We start from the raw sequence: 26,265 nt of genomic DNA, 5'->3' as shown, positions 1-26,265 counted from the left end.
CACTCGAGCGTCGCTCTCGCAGGTCACGGGATGTCGTCCGGGACCACGCCGCCCGGGAACGCCGCGGTGGCGTGCGTCGGGCGGGTGGGATCGACGTAGGCCATCCGGTCGGCCGGCTCCCCGGCACGCAGCGGCACGAGACCCCGGGTGATCGCGGCGGCGATGCGGGTGCGGGCGCGGTTGGCGTCCCCGACCCGATCCGGCTGCAGGTCCTCGAAGAACACCGGCGGCCCGATGTGCACCTTGAGCGCCGGCTGCCGCCAGAAGGCGCGCAGCAGGGTGCGCAGCTTGCCCCAGTCGTTCACGTACTGGAGCACCTCGTGCGCGCCCCACTGGCTGACCGGGATCACCGGGACGTCGGCGGCCAGCGCCATGCGGGCCAGCCCCGAGCGGCCGCGCTCGGGCCACCCGTCGGGCGCCAGGCCCACCCGGCCCTCGGGATAGGCGACGACGTGGCCGCCGTGCGCCAGCGCCGCCTGGGTCACCCGCAGCGCGTGCTTGGCGACGTCCGTGCCGCGCTCGACCCGGATGCCGCCGGCGCGTTCCAGCAGGGGCCCGGCGATCGGCGAGCGCATGATCCCGCCGGTCGCCATGAACCGCGGCGTCACCCCGGCCTTGTGCATCGCGACCGCCACGACGAACGTGTCGAAGTCGCCGATGTGGTTGGCCGCGAGCAGCAGCGGGCCCTTGAGCCACTCCGGCGGGATCGAGCCGGTGACCTGCAGCCGCCCGAAGATGCTGGGCAGCCAGGAGAACCAGCGCAGCAGGAACCGCCAGAACCACCACGGCGGGGAGGCCGCGATGGCGAGCTCGCGGGCGAACCACTCGGGGTCGTCCGGGCCCACCAGGTGCGCGACGTCCGCGGGCAGGGGCGGCGGTGTCGGCCGCCAGGCCCGGATCCGCGCGCCGAGGCCGCTCACCGGGACACCCACTCCCCGCGCTTCTCCAGCAGCTCGCGCAGCATCGCCGGCCGGTCGGTCATCACGCCGTCGACCCCGAGGTCGAGCATCGTCGTCGCCTCCTCGGGGGTGTCCACGGTCCATACGTGCACCTGCAGGCCCCGGGCGTGCGCGGCGGCCACGAACCGCTCGTCGACCAGCGCCCGGCCGCCGAGCTGCAGCGGCACCTGCGCGCAGCCGGCCTGGATGCGCACCAGCCCGGCCGCGCGGGGGGAGTAGGACGACAGCCGGAGCGCCGCCACGCCCCGGGGCCCCAGCGACGTGCAGACCGACGGGCCGAACAGCCGGCGGGCCGCGGCGACGCGGGCGTCGGAGAACGAGCCGAGGCAGATGCGGTCCTCGACGTGCACCCGCCGGACGGTGCGGACCAGCGGGGCCAGCACGCCGGCGGCCTTGATGTCGAGGTTGAACCGGATGTCCGGCCAGGCGCCGAGCAGCTCCTCCAGCCGGAGGATCGGCTCCCGCCCGCCGATGCGCGCGGTGGCGATCTCCCGCCACGGCAGCTGGTCGACCCGCCCGGTGCGGTCGGTGACCCGGTCGAGGACGGCGTCGTGGAAGACGATCGGCACGCCGTCGGCGGTCACCCGGACGTCGGTCTCCAGGTACCGGTACCCCAGCGCGACGCACGCCTCGAACGCCGGCAGGGAGTTCTCGAGGTGCTCGATGGCGCCGCCCCGGTGCGCCATCGCGATGGGTGTCGGCCCGTCGAGGAAGGCGTACCGGACCGGAACCACGTCGACACGCTAACGCCGGGCGCGGCCGCGCCGGTCAGGGCCTCGCGCCACCCGCCCCACGCGCCTCCTGGACCCCGCCCGTCCGGCCGTCGACCGCGGCCGCCATGCGCGCGACGATCCGCTCCAGGACCGGCCGCGGGGTGGCCAGGTTGAGCCGCACGTGCCCGGCTCCCGGCGCGCCGCACTCGGGGCCGTCGACCAGCGCGACGCCCGCCCGGTCGAGGAAGAAGGCGCCGGCCGAGTCCGGTAGGCTGAGCCCGCGGCAGTCCAGCCAGGCCAGGTAGGTGCCCTCCGGCGGGGTCCACCGCACCCGCGGCAGGTGCTCGGCGAGCAGTTCGCCGAGCCGGCGCCGGTTGCCGTCGAGGTAGGCCAGGACGTCGGCCAGCCACGGCGCGCCCCCGGTGTAGGCGGCGGTGGCCGCGAGGACGCCGAGGGTCGAGGCGCCGTGGACGGCGAAGAAGCCCACCCGGGCCCAGTGTTCGACGTCGGCCTCGTTCGACAGGATCAGCTGGGCGGCCTTGAGACCGGGCAGGTTCCACGCCTTGGACGCCGACGTCGCCGTCACCGTGTGCCGCGCGGTGACGGGGGAGAGGGCGGCGTAGGGACGGTGCACCGCGCCCGGGTACACCAGCGGCGCGTGGATCTCGTCGGCGAACACCCGCGCACCGGCCCGCTCGACGACGTCGGCCAGCGCGAGCTGCTCCGCCTCGGTGAACACCCGGCCCAGCGGGTTGTGCGGGTTGGTGTGCACCAGCAGCCCGCCGCCGGCCAGCGCACGGGCGAGGCCGTCGAGGTCGTGGCCGGCCCGGCCGTCCCGCTCGACCATCGGCACCTCGACCAGCTCCCGGCCCAGCAGCCCGGGCACCGACAGGAACGGCATGTAGGCCGGCGTCGGCAGCACCACGGGGGTGCCCGGCGGGGTGAAGTGCTCGATGGCCGCCTGCAGCCCGGCGAGGACGTCGGACAGCGGGGTGATCCACTCCGGCGGCACGGTCCAGCCGTGGCGCTCGGCGCACCAGCCGGCACACGCCCGGGCCATCGCCGTCGCGGCCTCCGGGGTCAGGTAGCCCAGCGCGCCCCGGTCGACCGCCTCGTGCAGCGCCCGGCTGACCTCCGGCGCGGTGCCGAAGTCCATCTCGGCGACGAACGCGCCGATCGCGCTCCCGTACCGCGTCCACTTGAGGCCGCCCGAGGCGCGCAGCACCTCCTCGGTCAGCGCGTCGAACGCCGCCGTCCGCTCGCCGGGCACGGGCGCTCCTCCCTGCCCGGCGGCCGGCTCCGCCGTGTCGGGCGTGTCCCTCGGGTCTGTCGGTGGGGCCGTCTACCGTGCCCTGCGTGGCCAAGCAACTCACCACCCCCGTGACCAACGAGGAGGCGACCGACACCGGCGTGCCCGGCCCCCGCCGGGGGAGTGACGCCGAGCGCCGCTGCGGCTGGTGCCGCCGCGTGCTCCCGAACCAGGGGTCGGTCGGCCGTCCCCGCCAGTACTGCGGGCAGGCCTGCCGCCAGCGGGCCTACGAGCAGCGCTCCGCGACGGCCAAGGCGGGCCTGTCCGGCGACGTCGTGCTCGTCACCCGCGCCGAGCTCGACGGCCTGCAGGACCGGCTGTACCAGCTGCGGTGTGCGCTGGAGGACGTCGCGACGCTGCTGACCGAGCGCCCGACCAAGGCCGAGCTGGAACGCTCACTGGCCGACCTGGTGCGCTCGACCGGCCGCCTCGACCGGCTGTGGGTGTCCGAGCGCGCCGGCTGATCGATCACCGCCTCACTCCGGGTCCTGCTGGTCGTCGTTCTGGTCCTCGTCGGCACCGCCGCCCTGGTCGCTGGTGTCGGGCAGGTTCTCCCGGTCGGACTCCTCCTCGTCCAACTCCTCGTCGGTCCCGCTGTCGTCGGTCGTTCCCTCGCTGGGCGTCGTCGGGGATCCGCAAGCGGTCATCGTCGCGCCGCCGCCGAACAGCGCGAGAGCGGTCATGAGTGCGGCGATGGGGCGTCGGAGTTGCATGTCTCCGACCCTAGGCAGCACGCCGTCGGGCCGCCCGTCGAACCGCTGACCCACCCCTCTTTACGTCACTGTGACGTAATGAGGGGTGGGTCAGCGGTTGGGAGGAGGGTCGGTTCCGACGAGAGCCGGCCGGTCGGCCGATCCCGGCGCAGCGGCTTCAAGATCATCAAAGAGATGGCCGGCTCGGGGGAGCAGTGCACCAGAACCGCCTCCGGGCCCGACGGCGCGGCCGCTCGACCCGACCCGCCGGCCGGGCGTGGTCACGGTGAACGGACCGGGCAGAGGCTCGTGGACGGGTCGGCTGCACGACGACGCGCGTGTGCGCACCGACTGGCGGCCGGGACGACGACCGCCGGGTCGACGGGGTCCCGCAGGCCGCCGGCCCCTTCCGGCGCCTCGATCTGTAGCGCCGATAATGCACATTATGTCAACTTGCACGGCGAGCGCCGGGCGGGGCGGCCCCTCCCCGGCTACGCGAGCACCCGGACGTCGTAGTCGGCGAACCGGCGGTCGGCCGTCACGAGGACCAGCCGGTGGCGCACGGCCTGGGCGATGAGCATCCGGTCGAACGGATCGTCGTGCAGGCGTGGCAGTGCGCCCGCCACGAGTCCGTCCTCGACGGTGATCGGCAGGGTGTCGAACCCCTGCCGCTCGAGTTCCTCGGGCAGGCCGTCCGGGATGGTCAGCTTGCCGCGGGCCGCCTTGATCGCCATCTCCCACGCCGAGGCTGCCGACACCGCGACGGACATCCGCGGGTCCCGGATCGCTTCGGCCATGGCCGGAGTGAGCCGGGCGTCGCCGGCCAGCCACCACAGCAGGACGTGCGTGTCCAGCAGCAGCGTCACGACTCGGCGTCGCCGTGGAACGCGGCCACCAGGTCGTCCGGCGTCTCGTCGAAGTCGTCGGAGATGACGACCCGCCCCCGCCACGCACCGGGCACCCGCGAGTGCGTGGGAGCTCCGACGGGAACGAGCCGGGCGACCGGCCGGCCCGCCCGCGCGATGACGACGTCCTCCCCCTGCTCGACCGCCTCCAGCAGGCGGGACAGGTGTGTCTTCGCCTCGTGGACGTTGACGGTCTGCACCATGCCACCCAGCGTATGACTAAGTCGGACTAAGTCAACCCTGACGTTCGTCCGGGCCCGCGGGGCGCCTGCACGCCGCGCAGGCCGACTCGGCGGCGGCGGTCCGGCACACTCCCCCGGTGCCGTCGGTCGTCCGCCCCTCCCCGAGGCGGCCCGGCACCCCCTGACCCGAGGAGACTCCCGTGCCCCCGTCCGTCGTCCCGATGGTCGTCACCCATGACCTGGACCGGCTCGCCCGCTTCTACCGGGAGCTGACCGGGGCCCAGGAGTCGAGCCGGATCCCCGAGGAGGGTCCGACGTTCTACCTCGGGTTGCGGATCGGCGGGTCCGAGCTCGGCATCGTCGCCGACGCGTCCGTCGAGGCCGGCCCACCCGGCCGTGTGCTGCTCAGCCTCGAGGTGGACGACGTCGACGCGTGCCTCGCGCGGGTCCCCGAGCTGGGCGGCACGGCCTCCGGGCCGGCCAACGACATGCCGTGGGGCCAGCGGGTCGCGCACGTCAGGGACCCCGACGGCAACGCGGTCAACCTGACCTCCACGTCCTGAACTCCCCGCCGTCCGGCCCTCGGGCGACCGCGTGGCGTCACCGATGGACGTCGGTCGTCATCACACCGTGGGACGTCCTCCCCGGATCGCGGCTAGTTGGGTCCAACAACTTGACGCACCCCCACGAGTGCTCCACGCTTCGGTGCCCTCGTGATTTACGGCACTCCGCCGGGTCATAAGGGGGCCCGTGCGGAGCAAGTGAGGCAACGTGACAGACGGTAGCCGCGGGAGCGATCCGATCATCGCCGACCCGTCCACCCCGGCGCTGATGGTCAAGCTCGGCGAGTACCCGCTGCACCACGGCGGGGTCGGTGCCATCCGGTCGCTCGGACGCCTCGGCGTGCCGGTGCACGCGATCACCGAGAGCCGGTTCACGCCGGCCGCGGTGTCGCGCTACCTCCGTGCCCACCACACCTGGCCCACCACGGGCCTCGAGGACCCCGACGCGCTGGTCGACGGGCTGCTGCGGATCGGGCGCTCGATCGGCCGGCCCGCCGTCCTCATCCCGACCGACGACGAGGCCGCGGTGCTCCTGGCCGAGCGGGGCGACGACCTGGCCGGCGCCTTCCTGTACCCGCGGTCCGCCGACCCCGGCCTGCCGCGCCGGCTGGCCGACAAGAACGGGCTGCACGAGCTGTGCCAGAAGCACGGCGTGCCGCAGGCCGACTCCACCGCCCCGAGGACGCCGGCCGAGGTCGAGGAGTTCGCGCGCAGCGCACGCTTCCCGGTCGTGGCCAAGAACCGCGAGCCGTTCGGCCGCCTGCGGGCGCCGGCGGTCCGCTCCACGACGCTGCTGCGCGACCCGGACGAACTGCTCGCCCTGGCCCGTCACTGGCCCGAGGACCCCGGCGTCCTCCTCCAGGAGTACCTCCCCCGCGAGCACTCCGAGGACTGGATCGTGCACGGCTACCTCGGCAGCGGCGGGACCCCGCAGGTCCTGTTCACCGGCGTGAAGCTGCGCTCCTGGCCGCCGCACGCCGGGATCACGACGTGCGCGGTCGTCGTCGACAACCCCGAGCTGGCCGCGCTCGCGTCCGACTTCTGCGCCCAGCTCGACTACTCGGGGATCTTCGACCTCGACTGGCGCCTGGACCGGCGTGACGGGCGGTACAAGCTGCTGGACTTCAACCCGCGGGCCGGTGCGCAGTTCCGCCTGTTCGAGACCGCGGACGGCATCGACGTCGTCCGCGCCCAGTACCTGGACCAGACCGGCCAGCCGGTCCCCGCCGGGAGGCAGGTCGAGGGCCGGCGGTTCGTGGTCGAGAACTTCGACCTCCCGGCCCGCCTGGGCTACCGGCGGGAGACGCGCACCCCGCCTCCGCTGCCCGCGCGGAGCACCCGCACGGAACTGGCCTGGTTCGCCCGCGACGACGTCAGGCCGTACCTGGCCATGGCCACGCGGATGGTGCAGGTCGGCACTCGCCGGCTGATCGACGGCGGCCGCCGACGATGGGCCATCCGCTCGTCCGGCGAGTGACGCCCGGTCGCGGCACGCGGGGCATCGTCCGGCCCGCGGCGATCCCCGACGTCTACCGGCTGGACCGGCTGCCCCCGACCGGGCGGCTGGCCGACCTGGTCGCCGTCTTCTGGCGGGTGTCGTGGGAGCTGCCGCCGGGGACCGTCCACGACTCGCTGGTCCTCTCCTACCCCGCGGTCAACGTGTCCTTCGAGCCCGACGGCGTCTGGCTGACCGGCCCGGTGGCGGGCACCTACCGCCGCCCGCTCCACGGCGCGGCCACGGTGTCGGCGGTGCGGTTCCGGCCGGCGGCCTTCCGCTCGCTGGTCGACCGGCCGGTCAGCGAGCTGCGCGACCGCGTGCTGCCCGCCGCCGAGCTGCTGCCGGTGCCGGACACCCTGCCCGGCGAGCTGAGCGGCACCGCCGACCTCGGCGCGGCCCGGGACCTGATGGAGGGCTGGCTGCTCGCCCTGCCCCGCTCCCCCGGCCCGCTGCACGAGGAGCTCGACGCCGCCGTCGCGCTCATCGAGGCCGACCGGTCGATCACCCGCGTCGACCACCTCGCCGAGCGCACCGGCCGCAGCGTCCGCGCCCTGCAGCGGGCCTTCGCCGACGCCGTCGGCCTGCCGGTGAAGCAGGTCATCCGCGCGGCGCGGTTGCGCGAGGTGGCCGAGCGGGCACTGGGCGGGGACGTCGACTGGGCCGCGGTCGCCACCGAGCTCGGCTACAGCGACCAGGCCCACCTGGTGCGCGACTTCACCGCCGCGGTCGGCACTCCCCCGGCCCGGTACGGCCGCGAGGCGGTGTCGCGTTCCTCCAAGACGGGCCCGGCGGGCGCTCCCTAACGTCGTGGGCATGACCACGACGACCCTGCCCGCGCTCTACGACCGGCTGGCCGAGGCGGCTGCGGAGGCCGCCCGCATCGCCCGGGGTGCCGCCGGCGCGCCGCTGGACTCCCCCACCCCGGACACCGAGTGGGACCTGCGCACGCTGGTCGACCACTGGGTGCTCTACAGCGCGCACGGCCTCGAGCGCCGCGCCCGCCGCGAGCCGATCCCCGACGAGCTCGGCGCCCGCGACTTCGCCGCCGACCCCGACTGGCCCGAGCAGTACGCCGCCCAGCTGGACCGCGCGCTGGCCGCCTGGCGCGACCCCGCCGCCTGGGCGGGCGAGATCGACCTCGGCGGCATGTCCGTCCCGGCCACGACGGTCGCCGGGATGATCGTCAAGGAGCTCACCGTGCACGGGTGGGACGTCGCCCGGGCGACCGGCCAGGAGCTGCGCGTCGGCGAGGAGACCGCCCGCCTCGTCCTGGACCTCGTCGTCGAGCACGGCGCGCTGTTCCGCGAGTACGGCGGCTTCGCCGAGGAGCTGCCGGTCGACGACCGGACGCCCACCTTCGAGCGGGCGCTGCGGCTGTCCGGCCGCGACCCGCACTGGCACCCCTGACAGGGCCATCGTGGCCACTGTGGCCCCTCAGCGGGACGAGGCGGCCACCCGGACGCCGAGGCCCACCAGGACCGTTCCGCTGACCGCCTCCAGCCGGCGCCGGATCCGCGGCCGGCGGAACCAGTCCCCGGCGCGGGCCACCCCCGCGGCCAGCGCGAGGTACAGCCCCGTCTCGAGGGTGATCTGCAGCAGCCCGAGCACCGCGGTGGTGGCGAACACGGGGCCGTCGGCCGGCACGAACTGCGGATAGAAGGCGATCATGAAGACGGCGGCCTTCGGGTTGGCCAGCTGCACCAGCAGGCCCTCGCCGAACGCCGTCCACCAGCGGCGCCGTCCCAGCGGCGTGGCCGGCGGGGCGGGGGGGTCGACCTGCCCACGGTCCCGCCACGCCGCCCGCCAGGCGCGGACGCCGAGCACCAGGAGCACCGCCGCCCCGACGACGCGCAGGACCACGTAGCCGACCTCGGAGGCGGCGACGAGGGCGGCGAACCCGGCGCCGGCGAACAGCGCCCACGCGTAGAGGCCGAGCTCCAGGCCCAGCACGGTGGGGACGGCGCCGGACAGCCCGCGCAGCGCGGCCCGGCGGAAGATCAGCGCCATCGCCGGCCCGGGTGAGGCCGAGATGAGCAGGACGGCCAGCACGAACGCCGGCAGCGACCCGAGCACGTCCACGGGGGGATGGTGTCAGGCCGGCGGCCGGCCGGTCGACGGAGTTCTGGCCGCGCTCGACCGGCCTCGGCTCGGCCGGGCTCGAGGTCCGCGGTCCTCCCAGGGAGGTGCGGTTGACTCGGGGGCGTGGACGCCGTCGACGGGTTCTGGACCCGGGTCACCACGCCGGTGCCGGAGCTGCCGATGCCGGTGCTCCTGGGCGCCCTGGCGGTCGCCGCGGTCGTCGTCTTCTCCGCCTCGCTGTGGCGGCGGGCGAGCACGGTCGTGACGATCGCCCACGAGGGCGCCCACGGCCTGGTCGCGCTGGCCGCCGGGCGGCGGCTGTCGGGCATCCGGCTGCACTCGGACAGCTCCGGGCTGACCGTGTCGGCGGGCCGTCCCTCCGGCCTGGGCATGGTCCTGACCTGCGCCGCGGGCTACACCGGACCGGCGCTGTTCGGCCTCGGCGCCGCGGCGCTGCTCGCCGCCGGGCACGCCGTCCTGATGCTCTGGGCGCTGCTGGCGCTGCTCGCCCTCCTGCTCGTGCAGATCCGCAACTGGTTCGGCCTGTGGATGGTCCTGGTCACCGCCACGGTGGTGTTCGCGGTGACCGAGTGGCTGCCGCCGGACGGCCAGGCCGCCTTCGCCGCCGCGGGCACCTGGTTCCTCCTGCTCGCCGCACCCCGCGACGTCGTCGGGCTGCACCGCTCCCGGCGCCGGCAGGCGGCACCGCAGTCCGACGCCGACCAGCTGGCCCGGCTCACCCACCTCCCGGCGGTGCTGTGGGTGGCGTTCTTCCTGCTCGTGGACGTCGGCGCCCTGCTGCTCGGCGGCTGGTGGCTGCTCGGCTGACTCAGCCCCGGCCGCGCCGCCGGGGTGCCGCGCCGTCGGGCTGGTGGACCTTCTCCACCGGCGGCGCCGGCGGGATCTCGGCGGTGACCTCGTTCTCGTCGACGGTGAGCCGCCGGCCGTGGTGGTGGACGTCGAGCGGCTCGCCCTCCGCCAGCCGGTAGGTGGCCTCGGTCGACGTCACCGTCACGACCAGGCACCGCCCCTGGTAGTTCAGCCGGAACTTCAGCCGGGAGATCCGGTCGGGCAGCCGCGGGGAGAACTGCAGCCGCCCGCCGTGGTCGCGCAGCCCGCCGAACCCGGCGACGGCGACGGTCCACCCGCCGGCCATCGAGGCGATGTGCAGGCCGTGGCCGGAGTTGCCGTGCAGGTTCTGCAGGTCGGTGAGGCTGGCCTCGCCCCAGTAGTCGTAGGCCAGCTCCAGGTGGCCGGTCTCGGCGGCCACCACCGCCTGCTGGGTCGCCGACAGCGAGGAGTCCCGCACCGTCCGGGCCTCGTAGTAGGCGAAGTCGGCGACCTTCTCCTCGTGGGTGAAGGCGTCCCCGCGCAGGTGCAGGGCCATGACCAGGTCGGCCTGCTTGACCACCTGCTTGCGGTAGATGTCGTAGTACGGGTAGTGCAGCAGCAGCGGGTAGCACTCCGGCGGGGTGCCGGCGAAGTCCCACTCCTGGTGGTGGGTGAACGCGTCGGACTGCATGTGCACGCCCAGCCGGGCGTCGTAGGGCACCCGCATCAGCCGGGCCGCCTTCTGCCAGACCGCGACCTCCTCCTCGGACACGTCCAGCCGGCCGGCGACCTCGGGCTGGCGCTCCACCGCCGCCGCCGCCTCGCGCAGGTTCCGCTGCGCCATGAGGTTGGTGTAGACGTTGTTGTCCACGACCGCGGTGTACTCGTCGGGGCCGGTCACCCCGTCGATGCGGAACCCGTCCTCCTCGTCGAAGTGCCCCAGCGACGCCCACAGCCGGGCGGTCTCGATGAGCAGCTCGGCGCCGTGGTCGCGGTCGAACTCCTCGTCCAGCGTGGCGTTGTGGTAGCGGACGACGGCGTCGGCGATGTCGGCGTTGATGTGGAAGGCCGCCGTCCCGGCCGGCCAGTAGCCCGACGTCTCCTCGCCCCGGATGGTCCGCCACGGGAACGCCGCCCCCCGCAGCCCCAGCACCCCCGCCCGCTCGCGGGCCAGCTCGAGCGTGGAGTGCCGCCAGCGCAGCGCGTCGCGAGCGGCCTCGGGCGCGATGTAGGTGAGCACCGGCAGCACGTAGGTCTCGGTGTCCCAGAAGGTGTGCCCGTCGTAGCCCGGACCGGTCAGCCCCTTGGCCGGGATCGGCTGCCGCTCGGCGCGCAGGCCGGCCTGCAGGACGTGGAAGACGCCGACCCGCACGGCCTGCTGCAGCTCGTCGTCGCCCTCGATCTCGACGTCGGCGTGCTGCCAGTGCGCGTCGAGGACCTCGCGCTGCTCGCGCACCAGCCGCTCGAACCCGGCCAGCTTCGCCGTCGCCAGCGCACCCTCCACCTGGTCGCGCAGCGCGGCCGCCGAGCGCCGCGACGACCACCCGTAGGCCAGGTACTTCACCATCCGCACCGACGACCCCTGCGGCAGCCGGGCCGCGAGGGTGAAGCGGGCCAGGTCTTCGCCGGACTCGATGTCCTCCGTCGAGCTGTCGGGCACGGCGATGACGTGGTCCATGCCCGCGGCGATGCGCAGCCGGCTGCGCTTGGTGCGGTGCACGAGGACGGCGCGCTGCCCGCGGGCCACGGCCATCTCGTTGACCAGCGGGCGGGCCAGTGCCGCCGCCGCGCGCGGGTCGTCGGACTCGCTGCCGCTGTCGACCGGCTCGTTGGCCAGCAGGTCGGACTGGAGGGCGATGTACAGGTCGCCGCGGCCGTCGGTGCACTCGACGGTGTACTCGATGGCGGCGATGGAGCGCCGGCGCAGCGACACCAGCCGGGTGCTGGTGACCATCACCGTGCGGCCGTTCGGCGAGCGCCACTCGGTGGTGCGGCGCAGCAGGCCGCGGCGCAGGTCCAGGCTGCGGCGGTGCTCGACGATCTCGCCGTAGTCGAGGTCGAGCGGGGTGTCCCCGACCAGCAGCCGGATGAGCTTGCCGTCGGTCACGTTGACGACGGTCTGCCCCTGCTCGGGGAAGCCGTAGCCCGCCTCGGCGTAGGGCAGCGGCCGCTCCTCGAAGAAGCCGTTGAGGTAGGTCCCGGGGACGACGACCGGCTCGCCCTCCTCGAACGACCCGCGCATCCCGATGTGCCCGTTGGCCAGCGCGAACACCGACTCGTGGACGGCCAGCGACTTGTGGTCCAGGCCGATCTCGGTCAGCGACCACGGCTCGACCGGGAAGGTGGGCCGCCCCTCCGTCATGGCCGCTCCCCCATCAGCTCGGCGAGGTCGGTGACGACGACGTCGGCGCCCGACGCGGCCAGGGCGGCGGCCTGACCGACCCGGTCGACCCCGACGACGAACCCGAACTGCCCGGCCCGGCCGGCGGCCACGCCGGCGAGGGCGTCCTCGAAGACCGCCGCCGCGGCCGGCTCCACCCCGAGCGCGCGGGCACCGGCGAGGAAGGTGTCGGGGGCGGGCTTGCCGCGCAGCCCCTCCTCCCCCGCGACGACGCCGTCCACCCGGGTGTCGATGCAGTCGGCGAACCCGCCGGCCTCGATCACCTGCCGCCCGTTGGCCGACGCGGTCACGACGGCGGTGGCCAGGCCCGCCTCCTTCGCCGCCCGCACGTACCGCACCGACCCCGGGTAGACCTCGACGCCGTGCTCGGCCAGCTCGGCGAGCACCAGCTCGTTCTTGCGCAGCCCCACGCCGTGGACGGTCTCCGCGTCGGCCGCGTCGCCGCCCTGCCCCTCGGGGAGGGTGATGCCGCGGCTGGCCAGGAAGTCGCGCACGCCGTCCAGCCGGGGTTTGCCGTCGACGTGGCGGTTGTAGTCGTCCTGGGTGAACGCCGGCGCCTGCGGGTCCCGCCGGTGCAGGAACTCGTCGAAGGTGCGCTTCCAGGCCGCGAAGTGCACGGTCGCCGTCCGCGTGAGGACGCCGTCGAGGTCGAACAGGCACGCGCGGATCGAGTCCGGGAGTCCGAGCACGTCGCGACGGTACCGGCGCGGCGCGGCGCCCGCCGGTCCGCGAACGCGCTGATCACCGATGCGACGGCCGGGCCCGCCCGCCCTAGGGTGCGGCTGGGGGCCGCACGCCCCCCTGCCCCGCCGAGACCGAGGAGAGGACCGCCATGGCCGACCGTCCGACGCCGCCGAACCCGTTCGACTTCCTGCCGCAGGTGCCCGGGTTCGAGCTGACCAGCACCGACTGCGCCGACGGCCGGCCGCTGGCGATGCCGCACGTCAGCGGGGTCATGGGCGCCGGTGGCGAGGACCGCTCGCCGCAGCTGTCGTGGTCGGGCGCCCCCGAGGGCACCAGGAGCTTCGCCGTCACGGTGTACGACCCCGACGCCCCCACCCAGAGCGGCTTCTGGCACTGGGCGGTGGCCAACATCCCGGCGTCGGTGACCGAGCTGCCCAGCGGCGCCGGCGACCAGGCCGGCTCGGGGCTCCCCGAGGGCGCGGTGCAGCTGCGCAACGACGCCGGCTTCCCCGGGTACGTCGGCGCCGCTCCCCCGGCCGGCCACGGACCGCACCGCTACTTCGTCACCGTGCACGCGGTGGACACCGAGACCCTCGACGTCACGGCGGACACCACGCCCGCCGTCCTGGGGTTCAACCTGTTCGGCCACACACTCGGACGGGCGACACTGGTCGCCACGTACACGCAGGAGTGATCACTGCAGGTGAGGGACACGCCGCCGGTGCTTGAAGCCTGAAGTTCCTCACAGGTAACAGCAGCACCATGGATCCGTGCCGGCGGTTGCGTCGCAGCGACTCCGTCCCCGGCGTGCCCGCGCCGCGGCGGCGCTCCCGGCCGCCCTCCTCGCCACCCTGGTCATGACCGTCCTGCCGGCACGGACGGCGGCGGCGAGCGGGCCGCCGCTCGGCGAGGCGGTCGCGGCAGCGGCGAGCGCCTTCGGCCCCACCGGCACGGTCGCGGTCGTCGTCACCCCGCGGCACAGCCGGGTGGCCGGGCTGACCGCGCGGGCGGTGGAGGCCCGCGCCACCCGGCTGATGGCGGCCGGCGCGGACAACGGGCAGGCCGACCGCGTGTTCCCGACCGCCTCGCTGGTCAAGCTGTTCGTCGCCGAGGGCATCCTGCACCGGGCCCGCACCGGTCAGGTGACGCTCTCCCCCGGCGACCTGGCCACGCTGCAGGAGATGATCTCGCACTCCAGCGACCCGGCCGCCTCGCAGATGTGGGTCCGCTTCGACGGCGAGGGGCTCGTGCGGGACGTCGCCGCCCGCTACGGCCTCGGTGGCACCGCTCCCCCGCGGGTCCGCGGCCAGTGGGGCGAGACGACGACGACGGCGCGCGACCTCGCCCGGTTCCTCGCCGCACTGCCGGTCGTCGCCCATCCGGACGACGCCGCCACGCTGACCGGGTGGATGGCCGCTCCGGCGCCGGCCGGGGCCGACGGCTTCGACCAGCGGTTCGGCCTGCTCGGCACCGTGCCCGGGACGCCGGCGGTCAAGCAGGGCTGGATGTGCTGCGTGGGCGGCCGGCGGCACCTGCACTCGGTCGCGATCACGAACGGGATGGTCGTCGTGCTGCTCAGCGAGGTGCCCCGGTCGGTGGGCTGGACCGCGGCGCGGGCGGCGCTGGACGCGGCGGCCGGACCGGTGGCGGCGATCCCGCCGCCGGTGCGCCCCTAGGCGTCGGGGAGGTCGGCCACGCCGACCGTCGCCAGGCGGGCGAACCCCACCCGCTCGTAGACGCGGGCGACGTCGTCGTCCCCGGCCACCAGGAACACCAGGTCGGCGGTCTCCCGGGCGTGCGCGGCCAGCGCAGAGGCCAGCCCCGCCCCCAGGCCGCGGCCGCGCAGCCGGGGCAGCGTGGCCACCCCGGTGATCTCGCTGACCTCGGTCCCCTCGACGTCGACCGGCGTGTGCGAGCCGACCGCCACCGGCTCGCCGTCCTCCACCGCCACCATCATCACCGTGCGCCCGGTGGCGATCCGCTCGCGCAGCACCGCCGTCCGCGGCGACTCCGGCGCCGGGCCGACCGAGTCGTCGCCGACGTCGGCGCGCGGGCCGGGGTGGGCGAAGGCGATGGAGGCCAGCTCGAGGTAGCGCGGCAGCTCGGGGTCGTCGGCGCCGACGAGGTAGAGCCGCACCCCGTACGGCATGAGCAGCTCCACGGGGTCGTCGGCGACCAGCAGCGGCAGCTCGTCCACCGCCAGGCCGGCGGCCCGCACCGCGGCGAACGACGTCGGGGAGCACTCGCCGATCCACTCCAGGGCCACCGGCAGGCCGGCCGCGCGCTGCCGCTCCGCCACGGCGCGTACGTCGGCGGCGGTCACCGTCTCGCCGGGCCGTGGGCGGGCCGGGTACGGCCAGGCCGGACTGCCGACCGGCACGTCGATCGCGCCGACGGACTCGATGCGGGCGTCAGGCCGCGCTGCTGCGGCGAAGTACCGCTCGATGCACTCGAGCAGCCCGGGCGACGTGGGCACATCGGCACCCTAGACGGGGAGCGCCCGCGGGGCGGGCCGTCGGCCGCCGGCGACCCCCGGGCGGGTGACATGCCGGGCGGACGGCACGATGGGCACCGTGACGGCAGGGACACGCCCCCAGGTCTCGCCCTACGCGGTCTTCGACCGCGACTCGTGGCGAGCGCTCGCCGCGGGGACGGCGCTGCCCCTCGACGAGGCCGAGCTGGGGGCGCTGACCACCCTCGGCGACCCCATGGACCTCGACGAGGTCGCCACCGTCTACCTGCCGCTGGCCGGCCTGCTGCGCCTGCACGTGGAGGCCAGCCGCGGGCTGTGGGCCGCGCGCAGCGAGTTCCTCGGCGACGCGACCGAGAAGGTGCCCTACGTCATCGCCGTCGCCGGCAGCGTCGCCGTCGGGAAGAGCACCACCTCCCGGCTGCTGCAGACACTGCTCGCCGCCGGCCCGGGTGCGCCCCGCGTCGACCTGGTCACCACCGACGGGTTCCTGCTGCCCAACGCGGCGCTGGAGGCCCGCGGGCTGCTGGGCCGCAAGGGCTTCCCGGAGTCCTACGACCGGCGGGCCCTGGTGCGCTTCCTGGCCGACGTGAAGTCCGGGCGCGAGGAGGTCAGCGCCCCGCTGTACGACCACCAGGCCTACGACGTCGTCCCGGGGGCCCGGCAGCTGGTGGACCGGCCCGACATCCTCGTGCTCGAGGGGCTCAACGTGCTGCAGGCCGGCCGCCGGGCCGACGGCAGCGCGCCGGAGGTGTTCCTGTCGGACTTCTTCGACTACTCCGTCTACGTCGACGCCGCCGAGGCCGACATCCGGCGGTGGTACGTCGACCGGTTCCTGGCGCTGCGCCGGACGGCGTTCCAGGACACCGGCGCGTACTTCCACCGCTTCGCCGACCTCACCGACGACCAGGCCAGCGAGACCGCGCTGGGCATCTGGGCGGCGGTCAACGGCCCCAACCTGCGGAGCAACATCGCACCCACTCGCTCGCGCGCCCGCCTGGTGCTGCAGAAGGCCGCCGACCACCAGGTGCGGCGGGTCCTGGTCCGCAAGATCTGACGCGCCGGGGCGCGGGTCGGTCATGGCGAACCATGACGACCCGATGGGGTGAGGTGGTGAGTTTCGTCACCTGACACCGCGCACGGGGTGGCGCACACTCGGTACGCGTTCGTGATCGGACGCGCACCCTCAGTGAAATTCCCCGCACCGGGGCCGATCGGAGAGATCCCGATGTGTTCTCACGTAACCCCCTGCCCTGACCCCGCCAGCGACCTGCGCGACCTCGCGGCCGTGGTCACCAGCCACCCCGAGCAGGGCTGGAGCCTGCTGTGCAACGGCGTCGTCCTGTTCGACGACGACGGCGAGCTGCTGCCCGACGGCCGCGTCGTCGCCCACCACCGCGCCTGGCAGGTGCCGGAGCTCGCCGGCCGCTGAGGCGGTTCCTCACCTGTCACGGCGGTGGCTCCTCACGACCGAGGTGCCGAAGTGTTGGGGATAACGGTTGCGTCACACGCCGACGCGGGCGGTTCCGGCGCCGGCCGCAGGGCCGGCGCCGGACGGTGTCCGGCGGTGTCAGGCCTGGGCGCCGGCCGGCACGGCGTCGGCCGCGGTGCCGAGGTCGTCGGGTGACCCCTCGGCCCGGCCGGGCTGCCGGGCGGACCCGCCGGGGGCCGGCTCCGGCTCGGCGAACGCCTCCGGCGGCGGGCAGGAGCACACCAGGTTGCGGTCGCCGTAGGCCTGGTCGATGCGCCGCACGGGGCTGAGGTACCCCCGGCCGCGCAGCCCGGGCACCGGGTACACCGCGACCTCCCGCGGATACGGCCGACCCCACTCCCCCGCCACCATCGCCAGCGTGTGCGGGGCGTTGCGCAGCGGGTTGTCGGTCCGGTCGTACCCGCCGGTGGCCACCTTCTCGATCTCGCCGCGGATGGCGACCAGCGCGTCGACGAACCGGTCCAGCTCGGCCTTGTCCTCGCTCTCGGTCGGCTCGACCATCAGCGTCCCGGCGACCGGGAAGCTCATCGTCGGGGCGTGGAACCCGAAGTCGACCAGCCGCTTGGCGATGTCGTCGTTCGTGATCCCGGTGGCTCTGGTCAGCGGCCGGATGTCGAGGATGCACTCGTGGGCGACGAGCCCGTTCGCGCCCGCGTAGAGCACCGGGTAGTGCTCGCGCAGCCGCGCGGCGACGTAGTTGGCGGCGAGGACGGCGTGCTCGGTGGCCCGCGTCAGGCCGTCGGGACCCATCAGCCGGAGGTAGGCCCAGGAGATCGGCAGGATCCCGGCCGACCCCCACGGCGCCGCCGACACCGCCGGCCCGGACGTGCCGGTGTCCACCACCGGGTGCCCGGGGAGGAACGGCACGAGGTGCTCGCGGACGCCGATCGGACCGACGCCGGGCCCGCCGCCGCCGTGCGGGATGCAGAACGTCTTGTGCAGGTTGAGGTGGCTGACGTCGGAGCCGAACCGGCCCGGCCGGGCCACGCCGACCATCGCGTTGAGGTTGGCGCCGTCGACGTAGACCTGACCGCCGGCGTCGTGCACCGCCGCGCAGATCTCCTCGATGGCGGCCTCGAACACCCCGTGCGTCGACGGGTAGGTGATCATCAGCGCGGCCAGCCGGTCGGCGTGCTGCTCGGTCTTGGCGTGCAGGTCGGCGACGTCGACGTTCCCGGCCTCGTCGCAGGCCACGACCACCACGCGCATGCCGGCCATCACCGCGCTCGCCGCGTTGGTGCCGTGCGCCGAGGACGGGATCAGGCAGACGTCGCGGTGCGCCTCACCGCGGGAGCGGTGGTAACCCCGGATGGCCAGCAGGCCGGCGAACTCGCCCTGGGAGCCGGCGTTGGGCTGCACGCTGACCGCGGCGTAGCCGGTGATCTCGGCCAGCGCGGTGCACAGCTCGTCGATCAGCCGCCGGTAGCCGCGGGCCTGCTCGGCGGGGGCGAACGGGTGCAGATGGGCGAAGCCCGGCCAGGTGATCGCGGCCATCTCCACCGCGGAGTTCAGCTTCATCGTGCAGGAGCCCAGCGGGATCATCGTGCGGTCCAGCGCGAGGTCCTTGTCCGCCAGCGACCGCAGGTAGCGCATGAGGGCGGTCTCCGACCGGTGCGCGGAGAACACCGGGTGCGTGAGGAACGGCGTGCGCCGGCGCAGTTCCGGGGGCAGGGCTCCGTCGTCGCCGGCGCCGTCGAGCGCCGCGTCGTCGGCCGGGACGCCGAAGGCCGCCGCGACCGCCCGCAGCGTGCCGGGCGTCGTCGTCTCGTCGCAGGCGACACCGACGGTGTCGGCGTCCACCAGCCGCAGGTTGATCCGCCGCTGCGCCGCGGCGGCCACCACGTCGGCGGCCCGGCCGGGCACCGAGGCGAGCACGGTGTCGAAGAACCGGTCGTGGACGACGTCCACGCCGCCGGCCCGCAGCCATCCGGCCAGGGCCTGCGCGCTGCGGTGCACGCGGGCCGCGATCGCGGTCAGCCCCTCGGCGCCGTGGTAGACGGCGTACGCGCCGGCCATCACGGCGAGCAGCACCTGGGCGGTGCAGATGTTGCTGGTCGCCTTCTCCCGGCGGATGTGCTGCTCGCGGGTCTGCAGCGCCAGCCGGTAGGCGACGTCGCCGTCGGCGTCCACCGAGACGCCGACCAGCCGGCCCGGCAGCTGGCGGGCCAGGCCCTCGCGCACCGACAGGTACCCGGCGTGCGGGCCGCCGTAGCCCAGGGGGACGCCGAACCGCTGGCTGCTGCCGCAGGCGACGTCGGCCCCCCACTCCCCCGGCGCCTCCAGCAGGGTCAGCGCCAGCAGGTCGGCGGCGACGACGACCGCCGCACCCGCCTCGTGCGCGGCGGCGGCCAGCGCCCGGTGGTCGCGGACCGCTCCGCTGGCCCCCGGGTAGGACAGCAGGACGCCGAAGGCGCCGGCCTCGGGCAGGTCGGCGGGCCAGCCGCCGGACAGGTCGGTGACGTGCAGTCCGATGCCGAGCGGCTCGGCGCGGGTCTCCAGGACGGCGAGGGTCTGCGGCAGCGTGTCCGCGTCGACGACGAAGACGGCGTCGGCCTTCGCGCGCCCGGCCCGGCGGACGAGGGTCATCGCCTCGGCCGCCGCGGTCGCCTCGTCGAGCATCGACGCGCCGGCCACCGGCAGCCCGGTCAGGTCGGCGATCATCGTCTGGAAGTTGATCAGCGCCTCGAGCCGGCCCTGGCTGATCTCGGGCTGGTACGGGGTGTAGGCGGTGTACCAGGCGGGGTTCTCCAGGACCGTCCGCTGGATGACCGCCGGGGTGACGGTGCCGGAGTACCCGAGCCCGATCATCGAGGTGTAGACGTCGTTGGCCTCGGCGCGCTCCCGCAACAGCCGCAGCACCGTGGCCTCGTCCGCGGCGGCGGGGAGGTCGAGCGGCGCCCGGTCGTGGACCCCCTCGGGCACGCACGCATCGACCAGTGACTGCAGCGAGGTGTGGCCGACCGCGGCGAGCATCTGCTCGGTCTCGGCCGCGCGCGGGCCGATGTGCCGGTGCGCGAAGGACCCCGACGGGTCCAGCGCGGAGAGTGCGGGCAGGGGCTCAGGAGCACGGTCCGCCATTACGTCGACGCTACCAGCGAGGCGTCGTGACGACCGGGAGCCCGGAGAGTCCCCCGAGGGGTGGAGAGGGCTCAGACGGCGGCGCGGCGGCGACGGCGCATCGCGAGCTCGTCGTCGGCGGGGTGCAGCGTGCCGCCGTCGATCCGCTCGGCCGGCAGCTCGGCGAGCTCACCGGAGAGCTCGCGCAGCGCGCCGGAGACGGCGATGCCGAAGACGCCCTGCCCGCCGGCCAGCAGGTCGACGACCTCCTCGGCGGAGGTGCACTCGTACACCGTGGCGCCGTCGGAGAACAGGGTGACGTTGGCGAGGTCCTTGATGCCGCGGTTGCGCAGGTGGTCGACGGCCTTGCGGATGTTCTGCAGGGAGACCCCGGTGTCCAGCAGCCGCTTGACGACCTTCAGCACGAGGATGTCGCGGAAGGAGTACAGCCGCTGCGTGCCCGACCCGGTGGCGCTGCGCACCGACGGGGCGACCAGGCCGGTACGGGCCCAGTAGTCCAGCTGGCGGTAGGTGATGCCGGCAGCGCTGCACGCCGTCGGGCCGCGGTACCCGACCTGGTCGGTGTCGACCTCGTCGTAGGACGGTGCCCCCACGGCGGCGTCGCTGAAGAGCTGACCCTGGGAGCCGTTGCTCTGGTCGCTCACGTCAGCGTCCTCCTCTGCGTCCCGCAGCACCTCACCGCGGGAACCCCGGCGCACGCGCCCCACGACGAGAGTCCCAGGTGTCACACCGGTGTTGTTCGCCGACCGTAAGCCGGGCCATGGGGTCGGTCAACTGAGGGGGGCGGCGTGTCGCCGCACTCATCCTTCCGAGGGGTATCGGCAGGTACAGCGACGGAGTTGAGCCGACACGGGATCGTTTTTCCGGAGCACGGGTGGACGGCGGCCCGCTCAGGGGTTCCCGCCGGAGCCGGAGCCGGCGCCGAAGTCCTCCGGGGAGATCTGGTCGAGGAACTCGCGGAACTTCTCGACCTCGTCCTCCTGCTCGTCGGGGATCTCGATGCCGACCTCGTCGAGCAGGTCCTCGGCCCCGAAGATGGGCGCCCCGGTGCGGACGGCGAGGGCGACGGCGTCCGACGGCCGGGCGCTGACCACCCGGTCGTCCCCGAACACCAGCTCGGCGATGTAGATGCCATCGCGCATCTCGGTGATGTTGACCGCCTCCAGCGTCGCCCCCAGGGCGCGCACCACCTCGCGCAGCAGGTCGTGGGTCATCGGCCGGGCCGGCCGCACCCCCTGCTGCTCGAAGGCGATCGCGGCGGCCTCGACCGCGCCGATCCAGATGGGCAGGTACCGCTCGCCCTGCGTCTCCTTGAGCAGCAGGATCGGCTGGTTCCCGGGCAGCTCGACCCGGACCCCGACGACTCTGAGTTCCTGCACGGTGGGGCTCCCTCAGCTGCGGCCCGGGTGGGCGGTGGATCGGTTCTGGCGGCTGGTGGACGGGTCGGCGTGCCGGGTCCTGAACGACGGAACCCGACGGACCAACGGTACGCCGGACTCAGGGGCGCAGGAGATCCCGGAGGCGCGCCTCCAGCAACGCGCCGTGCAGCTGCGCGGAGAGGGTGACCAGCTCCCGCAGCTTCTCCGTGGCGCGGGTCCGCGCCTCCTCCGACCGGGCCCGGAGCACCGGCGCCACCAGCTGCTCCACCAGCCCGGCCTCCCGCTCGGCGCCGTTCTGGTAGACCCGCAGGTGCCGCGGCTCGATGCCGTGCCGGGCCAGGCCGGCGGCGGCCCGGGCGATCGGCAGGTCGGCCGCCGGGTGCCGGCCCTCGGCGTCGGGGGCCAGCAGGCCGAACTGCACGCAGACGGCGAGCTGGTCGCCCTCCAGCCCGGCCGCCGCGGCGAACTGCTCGGGCGGCAGCGTCCCGGCGTCCGGCTCCCCCACCGGGGCCGCCGGCGCCGGCTCCGCCGCCGCGGGCGGCGACCCGGGCAGCGGCTCGCCCCGGTCCAGCGCGTCGAGCTGGTCCTTGATGACCTTGAGCGGCAGGTAGTGGTCGCGCTGGGCGCCCAGCACGTACCGCAGCCGGGCCACGTCGGCCGAGGAGAACTTCCGGTACCCGGACGCGGTGCGCTGCGGGTGGACGAGGTCCTCGGACTCGAGGTAGCGGATCTTGCTGATCGTCACGTCGGGGAAGTCGTCGCGGAGGACGGTCAGCACCTCGCCGATGGTCAGGCGAGGGGTGTGCTGGTCGTCGGCGTCCCCGAACGCGCTCGCGCGCGAGGGCACCGCGGTCACGCCGCCGACGGCACCGGAGACGACACCCGGCCCGCGGTCCTCACGAGCGAGGAGCGGGCTCGCCCGTGCGCGGACCGGTCAGGTACACGAGACGGAACTTGCCGATCTGCACCTCGTCGCCCCCGGCCAGCGTCGCGACGTCCACCGGCTCCCGGTTGACGTAGGTGCCGTTGAGGCTGCCGACGTCGTGCACCGAGAAGCCGCCGCCCTCGCGGTGGAACTCCACGTGCCGGCGGCTGACGGTGACGTCGTCGAGGAAGATGTCGCTGTCGGGGTGCCGGCCGGCGGTGGTCACGTCCTGGTCGAGCAGGAAGCGGCTGCCGGCGTTGGGCCCGCGCTTGACCACGAGCAGCGCCGAGCCCGCCGGGAGGGACTCCACCGCGCCGGCGTGCGCCTCGGTCTCGGTCACCTCGGGGGTCTCGGCGGAGTCCTCGCCGCCCACCTTGGGGATGACGCTGGTGGACTCGCCGATGCGCTCCTGGGACAGCGCCGCGCCGCACTGCGCGCAGAAGCGACTGCCCTCGGGGTTGTTGTGGCCACAGCGAGTGCAGTGCACGTCTGTCTCCTCCGGTGCAGGGGTGGCACCGCCGCGGACCTGGGATGTGGCCGCGGGCGGCCGGCGGACGACGGACCGGGTGGTCCGTCGCGGGTCGGTCGCCGTGTGGGTCACGGCGGGCCGTGGTCATGGAACCAGCGGCCGACCCGAGGGTCAACCGCGTGTCCAGGGTGAGGCCGACGGCGCCCGCGCGGGCGCCGGGGGTGCCTCGCCCCAGGTCAGCATAGTGATCGCCGGGAGGCCCCAGCGGGGTCAGGTGGCGTCGACGAGGGCCTGGTAGGCGGCGGCGTCCAGCAGCCCCTGGACCTGGTCCCCGGCGTCGCCGGGAACGCTGATCTCGACCAGCCAGCCGGCCCCGTAGGGGTCGGCGTTGATGGTCTCGGGGGCGTCGGTCAGCGCCTCGTTCACCGCGGCGACCACGCCCGCGACCGGCGAGTACACGTCGGAGACCGACTTGGTCGACTCCACCTCGCCGATCGGGTTGCCGGGCACCACCTCGGCGCCGACCTCGGGCAGCTGCACGAAGACGATGTCGCCGAGGGCGTCCTGGGCGTGGTCGGTGATGCCCACCCGGACGACGGTCGCCGCGCCCTCACCGCCCTGGACCAGGGCCCACTCGTGCTGCTCGGTGTAGCGGCGGTCATCGGGCGTGGACATGCGGCGTCGTCTCCAGTCGGGGGTCGGGAGGGGGCGGGGCCGGCGGGTCAGCCGCCGGGCTCGGGCTGAGCGTATTGAGGCTCGTCCAGCGGCCGCAACGCGTCGACGACGACGCGCTCGGACTGCACGATCTGCACGGTGCCGCCCTGCCGGCCGACCCGGTCGACCACGCCGCCGGGGATGTTCATCGCGGTCTGCAGGTCCTGCGGCGACCCGATGACCTCGATCTCGTAGGGGCTGCTCACCGGTGTCCCGTCGATGCGCAGGGAGCCCGGCTCCCCGGTGACTGCCGAGGAGACGCCGATGCGGACCTCGTCGATCTGCATGGTCTCCGCGCCCGCCCCGCGCAGCTCCTGGACGGCGTCGAGGAGGTCGGCCACCCGCACCCGGCCCTCCGGGTCCAGGACCGTCATGACCAGCCCCGGGCCCTCCGCGGCGACGGTGCCGTTGAGGATGCCCAGCGCCTCCGCGCGGTCCCGGGCCGCCTGCAGCGCCGTCTCGGACTGGCTGTCGGAGCTGGTGAGGTCGCGCAGCTCGGCGCGCTGCTCGGCGATCTGGGTGCGCAGCCGGTCCTCGCGGGCGTCGAGCTCGTCGAGGATCTGGACGAGGTCCTCCTCCCGCGCCCCGGCCAGGCTCTCCTCGGTGCCGGTGGTGCGGACCTGGACGGCGAACGCGAAGCCGAGCAGCAGGGTGAGCACGCCGACGAGCAGCGCGGCGCGCGGGTCCCGCCGGCGCCGGGCGGCGGTGGCCGGCGGCGCCGGGGTCTCCGCCGGGGCCTCCTCGGGGGTCGGTTCGGGGGTCGGTTCGGCCGGCGCCGGCCCGGCGGCCGCCGCCGGCTCCTCCACCGCCTCCGGGGCGGCCGCGGTCACGGGCTCCCCGGGCTGCTCGCCGGTGCCCGGCACCGGGCGCTCGTCCCCGCTCATGCCCGGAACACGTGCCGCCGGATGGCGGCCGCGTTGCCGAAGATGCGGATGCCGAGCACGACGACGACCGCCGTCGACAGCTGCGCGCCCACGCCGAGCTGGTCGCCGAGGAAGACGATGAGCGCCGCGACGACCACGTTGGACACGAAGGAGATGACGAACACCTTCGCGTCGAAGATGCCGTCCAGCCGCGCCCGGGCCCCGCCGAAGACCGCGTCGAGCGCGGCGACGACGGCGATCGGCAGGTAGGGCTGCAGCCACAGCGGCACGCTCGGGTCGAAGAACAGCCCGAGGGCGACGCCGACGGCCAGGCCGATGATCGGGATCACGGGTCAGTCCCCCGGGACGGTGTCGGGGGCCGGCGCGGCCGGCTCCTCGGACACCGGTGCGGCGGATCGGAGCTCCATGGAACTCCCGGCGGGAAGGGACAGCTCGTCCTCCTGGGCGAACTCGAAACGCAGTCCGAAGGACTCGGAGATCAGGGCGAGGGCGTTGACCTCGGAGCTGGCCAGGAACCGCGACCGCAGGGTGTCCGGGTCGCCGATCGCGCTGACCAGGTAGGGGTTGGTGACCGGCCGGAAGTCGACCAGCACGGCCTCGCCGGCGAACCGGATGGCCGTCGTCGGCCCCAGGCGCTGGCCGTTGATCGACACCGCCTCGGCGCCGGCGGCCCACAGGGCGTTGACCACCAGCTGCAGGTCCCCGTCGGCGACCCGCCCGCGGGGGTCCTCCTCCCCTCCCCCGCCGACCGGGTCGGCGTCGGCGTCGGGCTCGGCGTTGGCGAGGGTGACCAGCAGGCCGGGGCCGCTGACCGGGACGGCGGCGGCGGCCCGCTCCGCGGCCTCCACCTCGGCGCGGGCCTGCAGGCCGACGGCCGAGGCCGCCAGCGCGTCGTCCCGCGCGGCGGTGACGTCGGCGCGCAGCTGCTCGAGCTCGGCGGCCAGGGTGTCGGTGGTCCCCGACTCCAGCTGGATGTCGGCGACCAGCGCGGCCCGGACCTCCTCGCGGCCCTGCTCCCCGCCGGCGGCCTGGTCGTAGGTGACGGCGGCGAGGACCCCGGCCACGGCCATGGTCACCGCGACCGCCACCTGCCCCCACCGGCGGCGGGCCGGCGACGCGACCGTGCCGGCCGCCGCGCGGGCCCCGGCGGCGCGCGCGTAGGCCGGGTCGAGGGTCTCGGCCAGCACCTGGTCGAGCAGTGAGGCGCCCATCGAGCGCGGCCCCCCGCCGCGCTGCAGGGTGCTCGTCACGGCCCGGCCCCGGCGCGGTCGGCGCGGTCGGCGCGGTCGGCGCGCAGGATGCCCACCACCTGGACGACGTAGAGGACCCCGGCGAGGACGTAGAGCACCCCGCCCCAGATGGTCAGCGCCCAGGCGACCGGCTGCGCGACGGCGACCAGCGGGCCCTCGCCGTCGGCGATGAGCAGCAGCGGGAAGGCGTACAGCAGGATGAAGGTGGCCGCCTTGCCCAGGTAGTGCACCTGCAGCGGCGGGTAGCCGTGCCGGCCGAGCACCAGCAGGGCCACGCCCAGCACCAGCTCGCGGCCGAGGAGGACGGCGACCACCCACAGCGGGACGACGTCGCGCAGCACGAAGGCGATGAGGGTGGCGACGATGTAGAGCCGGTCGGCCGCCGGGTCCAGCAGCGCGCCCAGCCGGCTGGACTGCCCCAGCACCCGGGCCAGCTTGCCGTCGGCCCAGTCGGTGATGCCGGAGACCATGAGCACCACGACGGCCCAGCCGTCGGCCTCGGGTCCGAGCAGCAGCCAGAGGAACAGCGGGACGCCGAGCAGCCGGAGCACCGACAGCGCGTTGGGGATCGTCCAGACGCGGTCGGGCAGCGCGTTGCGGTCGCTGAGCACCGGCTCGCCGGGGACCGTCCCCTCGGCGGGACGGACGCGGGCAGCCGCCGACGGCCCGTTGGACGACGTCACGAAACCTCCAGCCCGCTGCACACCGCCCACGAGGCTAGTGTCCCGGGCCGACACTCCCCCGGGCGGCGCACCGGGCACCGCTCCCGGCCCCGCCCCGCTGCCCGG

General features: G+C 75.0%; 30 protein-coding genes. 10 read left to right on the top strand and 20 right to left on the bottom strand.

All coding sequences use genetic code 11. The annotated features are described in order from the left end of the window. Window positions 1-23 precede the first annotated feature (23 nt). Genes MY526_RS14815 through MY526_RS14805 form a run of 3 tightly spaced genes read right to left on the bottom strand, consistent with a single transcriptional unit; the run spans window position 24 to window position 2,942 of the window. Window positions 24-920, bottom strand: coding sequence for a lysophospholipid acyltransferase family protein (locus MY526_RS14815; protein ID WP_436704258.1), 897 nt, complete (start codon window positions 918-920; stop codon window positions 24-26). Continuing rightward, complete coding sequence (locus tag MY526_RS14810) at window positions 917-1,693, bottom strand: glycerophosphodiester phosphodiesterase (RefSeq protein ID WP_436704256.1); 777 nt, start codon at window positions 1,691-1,693, stop codon at window positions 917-919. The genes MY526_RS14815 and MY526_RS14810 overlap by 4 nt, the downstream gene beginning before the upstream one ends. Before the next feature lie 34 nt (window positions 1,694-1,727). Further along, complete coding sequence (locus tag MY526_RS14805; protein ID WP_436704254.1) at window positions 1,728-2,942, bottom strand: MalY/PatB family protein; 1,215 nt, start codon at window positions 2,940-2,942, stop codon at window positions 1,728-1,730. Between the two features lie 86 nt (window positions 2,943-3,028). Here MY526_RS14805 and MY526_RS14800 point away from each other — a divergent pair, with 86 nt between their 5' ends. Continuing rightward, on the top strand, window positions 3,029-3,445 hold the full coding sequence (locus MY526_RS14800; protein ID WP_436693063.1) for a hypothetical protein: 417 nt from the start codon (window positions 3,029-3,031) through the stop codon (window positions 3,443-3,445). 12 nt (window positions 3,446-3,457) lie between these two features. Here the strand turns inward: MY526_RS14800 and MY526_RS14795 are convergent, their stop codons facing one another. The 3 genes from MY526_RS14795 to MY526_RS14785 form a co-directional block, all read right to left on the bottom strand. Then, window positions 3,458-3,694 (bottom strand): hypothetical protein, encoded by a 237-nt coding sequence (locus tag MY526_RS14795; protein WP_436693065.1) that lies wholly within the window; start codon window positions 3,692-3,694, stop codon window positions 3,458-3,460. Between the two features lie 470 nt (window positions 3,695-4,164). Next, on the bottom strand, window positions 4,165-4,539 hold the full coding sequence (locus MY526_RS14790) for a type II toxin-antitoxin system VapC family toxin (RefSeq protein ID WP_436693067.1): 375 nt from the start codon (window positions 4,537-4,539) through the stop codon (window positions 4,165-4,167). Further along, the gene (locus MY526_RS14785) at window positions 4,536-4,781 is read right to left on the bottom strand and encodes a type II toxin-antitoxin system Phd/YefM family antitoxin (RefSeq protein WP_436693069.1); all 246 of its coding nucleotides are present in this window, start codon (window positions 4,779-4,781) and stop codon (window positions 4,536-4,538) included. Before MY526_RS14785 ends, MY526_RS14790 begins: the two co-directional genes overlap by 4 nt. A gap of 179 nt (window positions 4,782-4,960) precedes the next feature. Between MY526_RS14785 and MY526_RS14780 the strand changes: the two genes are divergently transcribed. From MY526_RS14780 to MY526_RS14765, 4 genes are all read left to right on the top strand, one after another. Continuing rightward, window positions 4,961-5,323 (top strand): VOC family protein, encoded by a 363-nt coding sequence (locus MY526_RS14780; protein ID WP_436704252.1) that lies wholly within the window; start codon window positions 4,961-4,963, stop codon window positions 5,321-5,323. A 208-nt stretch (window positions 5,324-5,531) separates the two neighbouring features. After that, window positions 5,532-6,800: a hypothetical protein gene (locus tag MY526_RS14775; protein ID WP_436704250.1), complete on the top strand. Its 1,269-nt coding sequence runs from the start codon at window positions 5,532-5,534 to the stop codon at window positions 6,798-6,800. Continuing rightward, on the top strand, window positions 6,797-7,624 hold the full coding sequence (locus tag MY526_RS14770) for a helix-turn-helix domain-containing protein (protein ID WP_436704248.1): 828 nt from the start codon (window positions 6,797-6,799) through the stop codon (window positions 7,622-7,624). Before MY526_RS14775 ends, MY526_RS14770 begins: the two co-directional genes overlap by 4 nt. A gap of 10 nt (window positions 7,625-7,634) precedes the next feature. Next, entirely contained in the window at window positions 7,635-8,228 is a 594-nt protein-coding gene (locus MY526_RS14765; RefSeq protein WP_436704246.1) for a TIGR03086 family metal-binding protein, read from the top strand. A gap of 27 nt (window positions 8,229-8,255) precedes the next feature. On the opposite strand, the gene MY526_RS14760 is transcribed toward MY526_RS14765, so the two are convergent. Beyond that, window positions 8,256-8,900: a LysE family translocator gene (locus tag MY526_RS14760; RefSeq protein ID WP_436704244.1), complete on the bottom strand. Its 645-nt coding sequence runs from the start codon at window positions 8,898-8,900 to the stop codon at window positions 8,256-8,258. A gap of 123 nt (window positions 8,901-9,023) precedes the next feature. On the opposite strand from MY526_RS14760, the gene MY526_RS14755 reads away from it, so the two are divergent. Continuing rightward, on the top strand, window positions 9,024-9,728 hold the full coding sequence (locus tag MY526_RS14755; RefSeq protein ID WP_436693080.1) for a M50 family metallopeptidase: 705 nt from the start codon (window positions 9,024-9,026) through the stop codon (window positions 9,726-9,728). A 1-nt stretch (window position 9,729) separates the two neighbouring features. Here the strand turns inward: MY526_RS14755 and MY526_RS14750 are convergent, their stop codons facing one another. Further along, window positions 9,730-12,093 (bottom strand): glycoside hydrolase family 65 protein, encoded by a 2,364-nt coding sequence (locus tag MY526_RS14750; protein WP_436693082.1) that lies wholly within the window; start codon window positions 12,091-12,093, stop codon window positions 9,730-9,732. Next, window positions 12,090-12,821: an HAD family hydrolase gene (locus MY526_RS14745; RefSeq protein ID WP_436693084.1), complete on the bottom strand. Its 732-nt coding sequence runs from the start codon at window positions 12,819-12,821 to the stop codon at window positions 12,090-12,092. Before MY526_RS14745 ends, MY526_RS14750 begins: the two co-directional genes overlap by 4 nt. A 143-nt stretch (window positions 12,822-12,964) precedes the next feature. Between MY526_RS14745 and MY526_RS14740 the strand changes: the two genes are divergently transcribed. Continuing rightward, the gene (locus tag MY526_RS14740) at window positions 12,965-13,510 is read left to right on the top strand and encodes a YbhB/YbcL family Raf kinase inhibitor-like protein (RefSeq protein WP_436693086.1); all 546 of its coding nucleotides are present in this window, start codon (window positions 12,965-12,967) and stop codon (window positions 13,508-13,510) included. 76 nt (window positions 13,511-13,586) lie between these two features. Further along, window positions 13,587-14,492, top strand: coding sequence for an LppW family protein (locus MY526_RS14735; protein WP_436704242.1), 906 nt, complete (start codon window positions 13,587-13,589; stop codon window positions 14,490-14,492). Here MY526_RS14735 and MY526_RS14730 read toward each other — a convergent pair. Further along, complete coding sequence (locus MY526_RS14730; RefSeq protein WP_436693089.1) at window positions 14,489-15,292, bottom strand: GNAT family N-acetyltransferase; 804 nt, start codon at window positions 15,290-15,292, stop codon at window positions 14,489-14,491. The genes MY526_RS14735 and MY526_RS14730 overlap by 4 nt on opposite strands. Before the next feature lie 88 nt (window positions 15,293-15,380). Between MY526_RS14730 and coaA the strand changes: the two genes are divergently transcribed. Further along, the gene (gene coaA, locus MY526_RS14725) at window positions 15,381-16,343 is read left to right on the top strand and encodes a type I pantothenate kinase (RefSeq protein WP_436693091.1); all 963 of its coding nucleotides are present in this window, start codon (window positions 15,381-15,383) and stop codon (window positions 16,341-16,343) included. A gap of 171 nt (window positions 16,344-16,514) precedes the next feature. Further along, complete coding sequence (locus MY526_RS14720; protein ID WP_436693093.1) at window positions 16,515-16,718, top strand: DUF5999 family protein; 204 nt, start codon at window positions 16,515-16,517, stop codon at window positions 16,716-16,718. A gap of 138 nt (window positions 16,719-16,856) precedes the next feature. Here MY526_RS14720 and gcvP read toward each other — a convergent pair whose 3' ends face one another. The 10 genes from gcvP to MY526_RS14670 form a co-directional block, all read right to left on the bottom strand. Beyond that, a complete protein-coding gene (gene gcvP, locus MY526_RS14715) occupies window positions 16,857-19,856 on the bottom strand; it encodes an aminomethyl-transferring glycine dehydrogenase (protein WP_436693095.1) in 3,000 nt (999 codons plus the stop codon). A gap of 71 nt (window positions 19,857-19,927) precedes the next feature. After that, entirely contained in the window at window positions 19,928-20,500 is a 573-nt protein-coding gene (locus MY526_RS14710) for a MerR family transcriptional regulator (RefSeq protein WP_436693097.1), read from the bottom strand. Window positions 20,501-20,746: 246 nt separating this feature from the next. Beyond that, window positions 20,747-21,235, bottom strand: a complete 489-nt coding sequence (locus tag MY526_RS14705; RefSeq protein ID WP_436693099.1) for a bifunctional nuclease family protein — start codon at window positions 21,233-21,235, stop codon at window positions 20,747-20,749. A gap of 118 nt (window positions 21,236-21,353) precedes the next feature. Continuing rightward, a complete protein-coding gene (ftsR, locus tag MY526_RS14700) occupies window positions 21,354-22,091 on the bottom strand; it encodes a transcriptional regulator FtsR (RefSeq protein WP_436704240.1) in 738 nt (245 codons plus the stop codon). A 40-nt stretch (window positions 22,092-22,131) separates the two neighbouring features. Then, window positions 22,132-22,647, bottom strand: a complete 516-nt coding sequence (gene odhI / locus MY526_RS14695; protein WP_436693103.1) for an oxoglutarate dehydrogenase inhibitor Odhl — start codon at window positions 22,645-22,647, stop codon at window positions 22,132-22,134. Between the two features lie 252 nt (window positions 22,648-22,899). Then, window positions 22,900-23,304 (bottom strand): glycine cleavage system protein GcvH, encoded by a 405-nt coding sequence (gcvH, locus tag MY526_RS14690; RefSeq protein ID WP_436704238.1) that lies wholly within the window; start codon window positions 23,302-23,304, stop codon window positions 22,900-22,902. A 47-nt stretch (window positions 23,305-23,351) separates the two neighbouring features. Further along, window positions 23,352-24,227 carry a DUF881 domain-containing protein gene (locus MY526_RS14685; RefSeq protein WP_436693106.1) on the bottom strand — a complete coding sequence of 292 codons (876 nt, stop codon included), beginning with the start codon at window positions 24,225-24,227 and terminating at the stop codon, window positions 23,352-23,354. After that, window positions 24,224-24,556 (bottom strand): small basic family protein, encoded by a 333-nt coding sequence (locus MY526_RS14680; RefSeq protein WP_436693108.1) that lies wholly within the window; start codon window positions 24,554-24,556, stop codon window positions 24,224-24,226. Before MY526_RS14680 ends, MY526_RS14685 begins: the two co-directional genes overlap by 4 nt. A gap of 3 nt (window positions 24,557-24,559) precedes the next feature. Further along, window positions 24,560-25,477 carry a DUF881 domain-containing protein gene (locus MY526_RS14675; RefSeq protein ID WP_436693109.1) on the bottom strand — a complete coding sequence of 306 codons (918 nt, stop codon included), beginning with the start codon at window positions 25,475-25,477 and terminating at the stop codon, window positions 24,560-24,562. Continuing rightward, on the bottom strand, window positions 25,474-26,160 hold the full coding sequence (locus tag MY526_RS14670) for a CDP-alcohol phosphatidyltransferase family protein (RefSeq protein ID WP_436704236.1): 687 nt from the start codon (window positions 26,158-26,160) through the stop codon (window positions 25,474-25,476). The genes MY526_RS14675 and MY526_RS14670 overlap by 4 nt, the downstream gene beginning before the upstream one ends. Between the last annotated feature and the right edge of the window lie 105 nt (window positions 26,161-26,265).

This window comes from Geodermatophilus sp. CPCC 205761, from assembly GCF_051383655.1.
Taxonomy (GTDB): Bacteria; Actinomycetota; Actinomycetes; order Mycobacteriales; family Geodermatophilaceae; genus Geodermatophilus.
Note: the sequence above shows the minus strand (reverse complement) of the source record. Positions and strands in the feature narration are given on the sequence as shown.

What these genes read in the sequence shown, in the direction of transcription:
- coaA (WP_436693091.1), top strand. Translation starts at nt 15,381, where the DNA reads ATGGGCACCGTGACGGCAGGGACACGCCCCCAGGTCTCGCCCTACGCG.
- gcvP (WP_436693095.1), bottom strand. Translation starts at nt 19,856, where the DNA reads ATGGCGGACCGTGCTCCTGAGCCCCTGCCCGCACTCTCCGCGCTGGAC.
- MY526_RS14765 (WP_436704246.1), top strand. Translation starts at nt 7,635, where the DNA reads ATGACCACGACGACCCTGCCCGCGCTCTACGACCGGCTGGCCGAGGCG.
- MY526_RS14785 (WP_436693069.1), bottom strand. Translation starts at nt 4,781, where the DNA reads ATGGTGCAGACCGTCAACGTCCACGAGGCGAAGACACACCTGTCCCGC.
- MY526_RS14740 (WP_436693086.1), top strand. Translation starts at nt 12,965, where the DNA reads ATGGCCGACCGTCCGACGCCGCCGAACCCGTTCGACTTCCTGCCGCAG.
- MY526_RS14795 (WP_436693065.1), bottom strand. Translation starts at nt 3,694, where the DNA reads ATGCAACTCCGACGCCCCATCGCCGCACTCATGACCGCTCTCGCGCTG.
- MY526_RS14685 (WP_436693106.1), bottom strand. Translation starts at nt 24,227, where the DNA reads ATGAGCGGGGACGAGCGCCCGGTGCCGGGCACCGGCGAGCAGCCCGGG.
- gcvH (WP_436704238.1), bottom strand. Translation starts at nt 23,304, where the DNA reads ATGTCCACGCCCGATGACCGCCGCTACACCGAGCAGCACGAGTGGGCC.
- MY526_RS14720 (WP_436693093.1), top strand. Translation starts at nt 16,515, where the DNA reads ATGTGTTCTCACGTAACCCCCTGCCCTGACCCCGCCAGCGACCTGCGC.
- MY526_RS14750 (WP_436693082.1), bottom strand. Translation starts at nt 12,093, where the DNA reads ATGACGGAGGGGCGGCCCACCTTCCCGGTCGAGCCGTGGTCGCTGACC.